At 73.6% G+C, this 8313-nt stretch carries 6 protein-coding genes; 1 reads left to right on the plus strand and 5 read right to left on the minus strand.

Annotated elements, in window-relative coordinates; genetic code table 11:
• Positions 1–59: 59 nt before the first annotated feature.
• The 5 genes from ACFCY7_RS38635 to ACFCY7_RS38655 all read right to left on the minus strand — a co-directional run bounded on the left by ACFCY7_RS38635 (position 60) and on the right by ACFCY7_RS38655 (position 6812).
• Complete coding sequence (locus ACFCY7_RS38635) at positions 60–2114, minus strand: phosphocholine-specific phospholipase C (RefSeq protein ID WP_376490763.1); 2055 nt, start codon at positions 2112–2114, stop codon at positions 60–62.
• Positions 2115–2366: 252 nt separating this feature from the next.
• Positions 2367–4190 (minus strand): HEXXH motif domain-containing protein, encoded by a 1824-nt coding sequence (locus ACFCY7_RS38640; protein WP_376490764.1) that lies wholly within the window; start codon positions 4188–4190, stop codon positions 2367–2369.
• A gap of 21 nt (positions 4191–4211) precedes the next feature.
• Positions 4212–4379 carry a hypothetical protein gene (locus ACFCY7_RS38645; protein WP_376490765.1) on the minus strand — a complete coding sequence of 56 codons (168 nt, stop codon included), beginning with the start codon at positions 4377–4379 and terminating at the stop codon, positions 4212–4214.
• Positions 4380–4500: 121 nt separating this feature from the next.
• On the minus strand, positions 4501–5589 hold the full coding sequence (locus ACFCY7_RS38650) for a caspase family protein (protein WP_376490766.1): 1089 nt from the start codon (positions 5587–5589) through the stop codon (positions 4501–4503).
• The gene (locus ACFCY7_RS38655) at positions 5586–6812 is read right to left on the minus strand and encodes a hypothetical protein (protein ID WP_376490767.1); all 1227 of its coding nucleotides are present in this window, start codon (positions 6810–6812) and stop codon (positions 5586–5588) included. The genes ACFCY7_RS38650 and ACFCY7_RS38655 overlap by 4 nt, the downstream gene beginning before the upstream one ends.
• Positions 6813–6935: 123 nt before the next feature.
• On the opposite strand from ACFCY7_RS38655, the gene ACFCY7_RS38660 reads away from it, so the two are divergent.
• Complete coding sequence (locus tag ACFCY7_RS38660) at positions 6936–8273, plus strand: cation:proton antiporter (RefSeq protein ID WP_376490768.1); 1338 nt, start codon at positions 6936–6938, stop codon at positions 8271–8273.
• Positions 8274–8313 lie beyond the last annotated feature (40 nt).

Here is an 8313-nt window from a genome sequence, read left to right on the forward strand (position 1 = left end):
CCCTCTTCACCTGGTGGACCTCAGGTCAGGCCCGTTCGACCGGGCGTTGGTGCCAGGGGTCAGTAGGTGAGGATCGCCGGGTCGGAGACGCCCGGGGTGCCGGTCTCGACGTGGCCGGCCAGGCGGCGGAGGTAGTCCGCCGACGCCGGGGACGTGACGGTGACGTCGTACCAGCGGCCGGACGGGGCGAGGTTCACGGTGTGGGTGACCGTGGCGCCCTGGGCGACGGAGAGCGTGACGGGGGTGCCGCCGTACGCGTTGGTGACCGTCACCTGGGTGGCGGCGCCCGGGTTGGTGAAGGTCAGGGTCAGGTTGCCGGTCGTGCCGTCGTGGCGGGCGGTGACCTCGGGGACGGCGGTCTTGCCGGGGGAGCGGAAGCGGCGGAGGAGGCCGTTGGGGCCGTGGACGCTGAGGTCCGTGACGCCCTTGGAGTACTTGGTGTTCCAGGTGTCGGCGATCGACTTGCCGGCCTCCGTCGTGTACGTCCAGGGGACGTCCGTGCGGTTCGCCGAGGTCACGTAGAACTGGGCGCCGGCCGACGGGCCGCCGGCGAAGGTGAGGCGGAAGGTGCCCGCGGTGGTGTCGGCGAAGCCGTCCACGTACGGGGCGTACTTCAGCGGGCGGGTGGGCTTGCCGCCCGGCTCCTGGCGGGGCATCGTGCCGACGGCCGGGGCGGTGGCCGGGAAGTCGGGGTGGCGGTTCTTGTCCGGCGGGTAGTAGCCGGCCGTCGGCGGGAGCGCGGCGGGCTGGGTGTTCGTGCGCGTGAAGTCGAACGCCGAGGTGAGGTCGCCGCAGACGGTACGGCGCCAGGGCGAGATGTTGGGCTCGCGCACCCCGAAGCGGGACTCCATGAAGCGGATGACCGAGGTGTGGTCGAAGGTCTCGGAGCAGGTGTAGCCGCCGGTCGACCAGGGCGAGACGACGATCATCGGGACGCGGGGGCCGAGACCGTACGGGCCGGCCGCGTAGCCGACCTTGCCGGGGAACCAGTCCGAGGCGGTGGCCACGGTGGACTTGCCCCAGGAGGCGTCGGCTCCGACGAACGGCGGGACCACGTGGTCGAAGAAGCCGTCGTTCTCGTCGTACGTGATGAACAGGGCCGTACGGGCCCACACGTCCGGGTTCGAGGTCAGCGCGTCCAGGACCTGCGCGATGTACCAGGCGCCGTAGTTGGAGGGCCAGTTGGCGTGCTCCGAGAAGGCCTCGGGGGCGGCGATCCAGGAGACCTGGGGCAGTCGGCCGGCCTGCACGTCGGCGCGCAGGATGTCGAAGAAGCCCTCGCCCGCCTTGGCGTTGGTGCCCGTGCGGGCCTTGTCGTAGAGCGGGTTGCCGGGCTGGGCGTTGCGGTAGTTGTTGAAGTAGAGCAGGGAGTTGTCGCCGTAGTTGCCGCGGAAGGCGTCGTTGATCCAGCCCCAGGAGCCGGCGGCGTTCAGGCCGTCGCCGATGTCCTGGTAGACCTTCCAGGAGACGCCGGCCGCCTCCAGGCGCTCGGGGTAGGTGGTCCAGCCGTAGCCCGCCTCGGCGTTGTTGAGGACGGGGCCGCCGCCCGTGCCGTCGTTGCCGACGTAACCCGTCCACATGTAGTAGCGGTTCGGGTCGGTCGCGCCGATGAAGGAACAGTGGTACGCGTCGCAGATGGTGAAGGCGTCGGCGAGCGCGTAGTGGAAGGGGATGTCCTCACGGGTGAGGTGGGCCATCGTGGCCTTGGTCTTGGCCGGCACCCAGTTGTCGTACTTGCCCTTGTTGAAGGCGCTCTGGCCGCCCTGCCAGTCGTGGTTGAGGCCCTGGAGGTACTCCATGCCCAGCTTGTCGCTGGTCGGGCGGAACGGCAGGGTCACCTTGGAGCCGTCCGACTGGTGGAAGACGGACTTGCCGCTGGGCAGCGTGACCGGTCGCGGGTCGCCGAAGCCCCGTACGCCCTTCATCGCACCGAAATAGTGGTCGAAGGAACGATTCTCCTGCATCAGGACGACGATGTGCTCGATGTCCTGGATCGTGCCGGTGGCACCCTGCGCGGGTATGGAAGCGGCGCGCGCGATGCTCTCCGAGAGCAGCGTGAACGCGGCGGCCCCGCCGGTCAGCTGCAGGAACCGGCGACGATTGAGGTCGGTCATGGGGGGTTTCTCCTCCGGTGTGAGTACGGACGGTGCGGGTGCGGGTGCGCCGGCCTGGCGGACCGGCCGACGGGCGCCCCAAGGAGAGCGCCCGCGGGCCACCTCCCGGCGGCCGTCCCATGACTGCCCGTCGTACGGCGGGCGAACCCCCCGTGCTCGAACGTGAAAACTCACAATCGAACGTCCCCCGTGTCCTGTTGACCACCAAGGGGCAGCATGAACCAACAGAAACCGGCACCCGGGCGCCGACGCTCACCCCCGCGGTCCGGACGCCCTCCCGGCGGCGAGCCACCCCGCGACCCGCCGCGGATCGGCCGGCGTGCCGATGGCCCGGAGCTCGCGATGGACCGCCCGCAGCAGCTCCGGGCGCCGGAGCAGCGGACGGGCGGCGGGATCACCCGACGCGAGGGCCAGGACCAGACCCGTCCACGCCTCGGGGCACTCGGGATCGTCCGCGAGGAGGCCGGCGTACGCGCCCGCCGCCGCGGGATCCCCGGTGACGAGCGCGCGATCGGCGGAGGACGGCTCGGGCCGGCCCCCGTCCGGCGCGGCGGCCAGGACCTGCCGGAGCAGCCGGGTCCGGCCATGGGGCCAGCGGGAGGCGAGGTCGGGCACCACGGCGGAATCGGCGACCCGGCAGTCGGCCGCCGCCCCCGAGACGAAGGCCCTGGCCAGCGCGCGCACGTCGTCCGGGGCCGGGACCAGGTGCCGGATCCGCCAGCCGGTGCGGTGGTCGGTGGCGGCGAACGCCGCCATGGCGGCGATGCCGGGCCGGACCCTGCCGTCCGCCGCCCACGCGGGCAGCCGCGCGGCCATGCCCCTCAGGAAGCGCCGCCCGTGGACGGTCAGCGCCGGATCGGCGCCGAGCGTGTCGACGGCCTCCCGCGTCTGCCGGAGGCTGAGGGCGAACTCGAACTCGGCCGTCGCCCGCCCGGCCCGCGGAGCCCGGTCCAGACGACGGCACCAGAAGTCGGTGATGCCGAGGAAGGCGTACGCGCCCTGCAGCAGCCCGCTCAGGGGGCGAGGATCGTCCCGCCAGGGCGCGTGGTGCCGCTCGGCCCCGCCGTCCCGCTCCAGCGTCAGAAGGTGGAGCAGCGCGCCCAGTTTGGTGTGCTGGAACTCGTGGACCAGGGTGACCGCCAGGGTGACCGGATCCGGCGGCAGCGAGGTCAGCAGACCGCCGAAGGCATCCCCGGAGGACGCGCTGAGGACCACCCCGCTCGTCGACGGCGCGACGGCCGTCAGGCTCCGTAACCCCTCCGCGAGCGCCGCGGCCGACTCCGGGTCGCTGTCCTCCAGGACCTCCAGCGCCAGGGCGAACCGCTCCTGCCAGCGGGCGGTCTCGGCCGCGTCGAGCCGCTCCGGTGCCAGCGGCTCGCTGAGGTCCCGGTACGGGTCGATGTCGTCCAGCCACACGTCCCTGCGCCGCCCCGCCGCGTGCGCGTGCAACCGGCGCAGGCCCTGCCACCCGGGGGCGTCGCCGTCGGACGGCGCGGGCGGTTCCGGCGGGCCCACGCGCGCCCCGTGCGGGCCGATCCGCAGCCGGCCCGCCTCCACGACGACCTCCGCCGTCGCCCAGTGCGGGTGCTCCGGCAGGTGGGCGAGGCCGAGGGTGGGGAACATCGCGGTGCCGTCCCGCAGCGGCACGGTGGTGCGCAGCGGAAGCCCGGCGCGCAGCGCCGCGACGGCGCACACCGCGTGCAGATGGCCGAGATCGGTCCACAGCGGCCCGTCGCCCCAGGCCGTGTGCCGCATCCGCCGCAGCCCGTGCCCGAGCCAGACGCCGACCTGCGGATGCAGCAGCAACTCCCGGAAGCCGTCCGGCGCGCGCTCCTGGGCGGCCGTCAGGACGTCCCAGGCGCTGTCCACGGCCGGCAGCGGGCCGAGCGCGCCCGGTGTCACCTCGACCGCGTCGAGCAGGGCGCGCAGCAGCAGAAGCCGTCTGCTGTACTCACCGGTCCGCAGGAAGCGGATCGTGTCGGGACCGCCCCGCCCCGCGGCCAGGGCGTCGAAATGCGCCGTGGGAATGAGATGGTGCACGGTACGGGCGGGTTCGTGACGTCCGTCGGTCTGCACGGATCTCCTCCCGGGAATCCGTCAGTCGGCCCGTCCGGGCGCGCCGTCGCCGCTGCCGGAGGAGAAGTTGACCCGCGGGCGCTCGACCTGGCGCAGCAGCCGCTCCATCGAGTGGGCGTGCAGTGCCGGGTCCTGCGACCGGAGTTCGGACAGTGGGACGTCGTTGAGATCGACGAGCTCTGAACCCATGTGAGCGTCGGACGTGTACATACGACATCCCCCTAGCACTGCCCTGAACCCCGTTGGCCTTCATGATGACGCAGGCAGGAGGGTTCGGGAAGGGCGTGATCAGGCGGTTGCTCCCGTCCGTTCACCCGGTCAGCCAGCGATCGGCCCAGTTCTTCAGATCGCGCTGCTCCAGGGAGCCCGGTTCGAGGAGACCGACCGCCTCGACGAGGGCCGCGAGGCCTCCGGGATGGCGACGGCAGGTGCGCACGATGCTGATGATGTCGGGCCGGGGCGCCCCCATCCGGGGGATGGAGCCGGCCAGGTCGGCGGGCAGCATGCCGAGCACGAGCTGGCGCTGGTCCCGGTCCGCCATGCTGGGCCAGCCCGCGAGCAGACCGATGAGCTCGTTGAGCGCCGAGTCCGGCACCGGCTCCTCCCGGCGGCGGGTGGAGGGGAACACGAGCCGGCGCTCGTCGCCCGCCCAGGACCGGTACCAGAGCGAGGTCGGCCGCTGCTCCCGCGAGGTGAACCCGCCGATCACGTCGTCCGCGATCCCGCTCATGTCGGGCGGCCACGCGCCGCCGTCCGACGCGGCCAGCGCGTCGAGCACGGCCCGGGAGAACGCGCCGGTCTGCCCCACGGGGTCGTTGGCGGCCCGCTGGCCCGGCCCGGAGGCCAGCAGGGCGAACTGCTCGCGTCCGGGCAACCGGTCGCCGCCCGAGGGGACCTCGGCGGGCAGGGTGCGGGCGAAGCCGAGGTCCTCGACGAACGTCTGGCAGGAGTCCACCAGCCAGATCTGGCGCTGGAATCCGGGCAGGAGATCGGTCGTGAACGCGGTCAGCCAGGCGTCCAGGTCCAGGTTCCGGCGCTCGTCCGCCGACGCGTCGGCGTAGAAGAGCCGGCGGTGCCCCTGCGGGTCGGTGACCCCGTGGCCGCCCCAGAACACCCAGAGCAGGTCGCCTTCGAGGGCCGGCAGCCGCCGCGTCAGCACGTCCTGCACGGCCTCCCGCCCGGCGGGCCCCTCGGCGACGTCGACCCGAGGTCCGCCCGCGCCGGGCAGCGGGGCGAGCAGCAGGGAGATGTGCGACGCCGGCACCCCGCACCCGCGCAGCCACGCGGTGAAGCGGCGGGCGTCCGCGGCGGGCCCCGGCAGGTCCCAGGACGGGCCGGCGTCGTACCGCTCGGCACCGACGACTACCGCGTACGTGCGCTCGGGGCGGGCGGGGGTCACGGCAGCTCTCCCGCGAGGAGGCGGTACAGCTCCGGATTGCTCCAGTAGGCGCTGTGGGACAGCGGGAAGGGCTGCCGGCTGTCCAGGGCGACGTCGTCGACCCGCCCGGGGAAGACCCCGGCGCCGACATAGCCGAGCAGGTCCCGCCGGTCGTACACGTTCAGCCAGCGCGGCACGTGCGCGGGCAGCGGACTGCCGTGCTCCAGGCTGGGCAGCGCCCCCAGCTCGTACAGGAACGGCGCCTGCGAGCCGACCGTGACCAGCAGCTCGACCTCCGGCAGTTCCCGCAGCACCAGCAGGTCCAGCGAGGCGATGCCGCCGAGGCTGTGCGCGAGCAGCACGACCGGCGGCTCGGCGGCCCGCACCGCCGCCAGGACGGCTTCGCGGATCGCCTCCCCCCGGGACAGGTAGAGCAGCACGTCCCCGGCCGCCGGATGGGCCGCGTCGGTGAGCGCCGAACGCCGCTTCACCACCTGCGCCGACGCCATGCCCAGCGCCAGCCGCCCGGCCAGCCGCCCGACCTTCCGGGCCACCGGCCCGCGGTGCGTCCCCGTCCCCTCCTCGTCGCCCGGGTCCCCGGGGAGCAGCGCCGTGATCCGGGCGACCGCCTCGTCCCGCGCGGTGCCGTCGAAGGCCGGCGCCGATCCGCTCCGGTCCACCCGGCGGCGCACCGCCTCGGCGACGAACGCCCGCGCCAGCTCGGTCGTCGCCGCGCCCGCGTCGGGGGCGCGCAGGAACGGGCGGCCGTCGGGCGAGGTGAGGACCGCGGCCACGGCGGCGGCGAACTCCTCCCCGATCCCCGCGGCGTCCAGGAGCCGCCGCAGCTCGCCGTCCCCGGTCAGGGACAGGGCCGCCGACCGGAGCGCCTCGCCCGGCGGCAGGGCGCCCGGAGCCAGTTCCGTGCGCCCGGTGGACTCCGAGGCGATCAGCCGCAGTTCGAGGAGCGGATCCACGTAGAGGAGCCCCCAGAGCTCGACGTCCTCGTCGAGCGCCCCCGTCTCCGCGCCGGAAGCGCCGGTCTGCGCCACCTCGCGCCCCGTCCCGTACCCGGGCACGGAGAGGCCGTTCGAACGGAGCGCCGCTCCGGCGTCCCCGCCCCAGTAGCAGGGGGCCACGGCGACTTCGGGCCGTAACGGCCGCAGCCCCTCCCGCACACGCTCCAGGGAGGCGGAGTACCCCGGCTCGCGCACCCCCGTGCCGTGTACGAACAACACCGTCGTCACTGATGGCCCCCGTTCGTGACGCTACGCCAAATGGCTTTCAAGATAGGCCACTTGTCGTTGAAACGGATACACTCCGTAGGGCCTGTGCCTCACTGGGCGGCACTTGCCGGAAGGGGAACGCCGGTGAGCTCTGAGTCCGTCGTCACGCATGTCGTCGGGGCCCTCGCCGTGGTGATCGCAGCCTCGTACGCCCTCGGAGCACTGGCCCGAAGACTCGGCCAACCACCCGTCGTCGGACAGCTCTTCGCGGGCATCGCGCTCGGCCCGAGCCTCCTCGGACTGGTCCCCGGGCAGGTGTACGAGACGCTCTTCCCGACGCAGATCCAACCCATCCTGACCTCACTGGCCCAAGTGGCGCTGGTGCTCTTCCTCTTCGTCGTCGGATACGAACTCGACCTCGGGATGCTGCGCGGCCAGCGCTCCGTGACCGCCGTCTCCCTCGGCGGATTCGTCCTCCCCATGGCGATGGGCGCCGGGATCGTCCTCCTCCTCCCCGACGCCTTCGCCTCCGCCAACGGCGGGCACCCGATCGACACCACCTTCGTCTTCTACATGGCGATCGCCCTGTCCATCACGGCGGTCCCCGTGCTGGCCAGCATCATCAGGGACCAGGGCCTCTCCGGGACCAGGCCGGGCACCATCGCCATGGCCTCCGCGGGGGTCATCGACGCACTGAGCTGGCCCATCCTGGCCGTCGTCCTGGTGGGCGGCGAGCACGGCTCGGTGCGCGACTGGGCCGTCAAGGCCGTCCTGCTCGTCCTGTACGTCCTGGTGATGCTCTTCGCCGTACGGCCCGCGCTGGAGCGGTGGATGCGCCGACCGGGGATCCCGGCCGCCGCCCGCCTCCCCGTCGTCGTCACCCTGGCGCTGGCCTCGGCCTGGGCCACCAACGCGCTCGGACTCCACGTGATCTTCGGCGCGCTGCTCGCCGGCGTCATCATGCCCCGCCTCCCCGACGGATCCCCGGACGGCCGGCTCCTGCGCCCGCTCCAGGACATCGGCGGCCTGCTGCTCCCGGTGTTCTTCGCCGTGTCCGGGATGGCGGTCAAGCTCGCGGGGCTGCGCTCGTCCGACGTGGTGCTCCTCGCGGTGATATGTGCCGCGGCGGTGGTGAGCAAGGTCGCCGCCGGCTCGCTCTCGGCCCGCGGCACCCGCCTCCCCTGGCGCGAGTCGCTGCTGATCGGCGTCCTGCTCAACACCCGCGGGCTCACCGAGCTCATCGTGCTCAACGTCGGCCTGCAGGCCGGGGTGATCGGCCCCCGGCTCTACGCGCTCCTCGTCGTGATGGCACTCCTGACCACGGCCGCCACCGGCCCGCTGATCGGACTCCTGCGCCGCCCCGCCGACGGCCCGCCCGCCGTCCCCGTCGACCTCGTCATCGGCGACACCCTCGAACCCCGCCAGGGGCCCGACGCCGGACGCGTGCCCACCGCCGACGCCGGCCCGGCCCCCCGGTCGTAGCGGCCGTACGAGAGAGCCGGCCGGGTCCCAGGACCCGGCC

Origin of the sequence: Streptomyces sp. NPDC056361, assembly GCF_042262805.1 — a bacterium.
Lineage (GTDB): Bacteria > Actinomycetota > Actinomycetes > Streptomycetales > Streptomycetaceae > Streptomyces.

Coding starts and splice junctions, on each gene's coding strand:
- ACFCY7_RS38635 (WP_376490763.1), bottom strand. CDS start 2,114: ATGACCGACCTCAATCGTCGCCGGTTCCTGCAGCTGACCGGCGGGGCC.
- ACFCY7_RS38645 (WP_376490765.1), bottom strand. CDS start 4,379: ATGGGTTCAGAGCTCGTCGATCTCAACGACGTCCCACTGTCCGAACTC.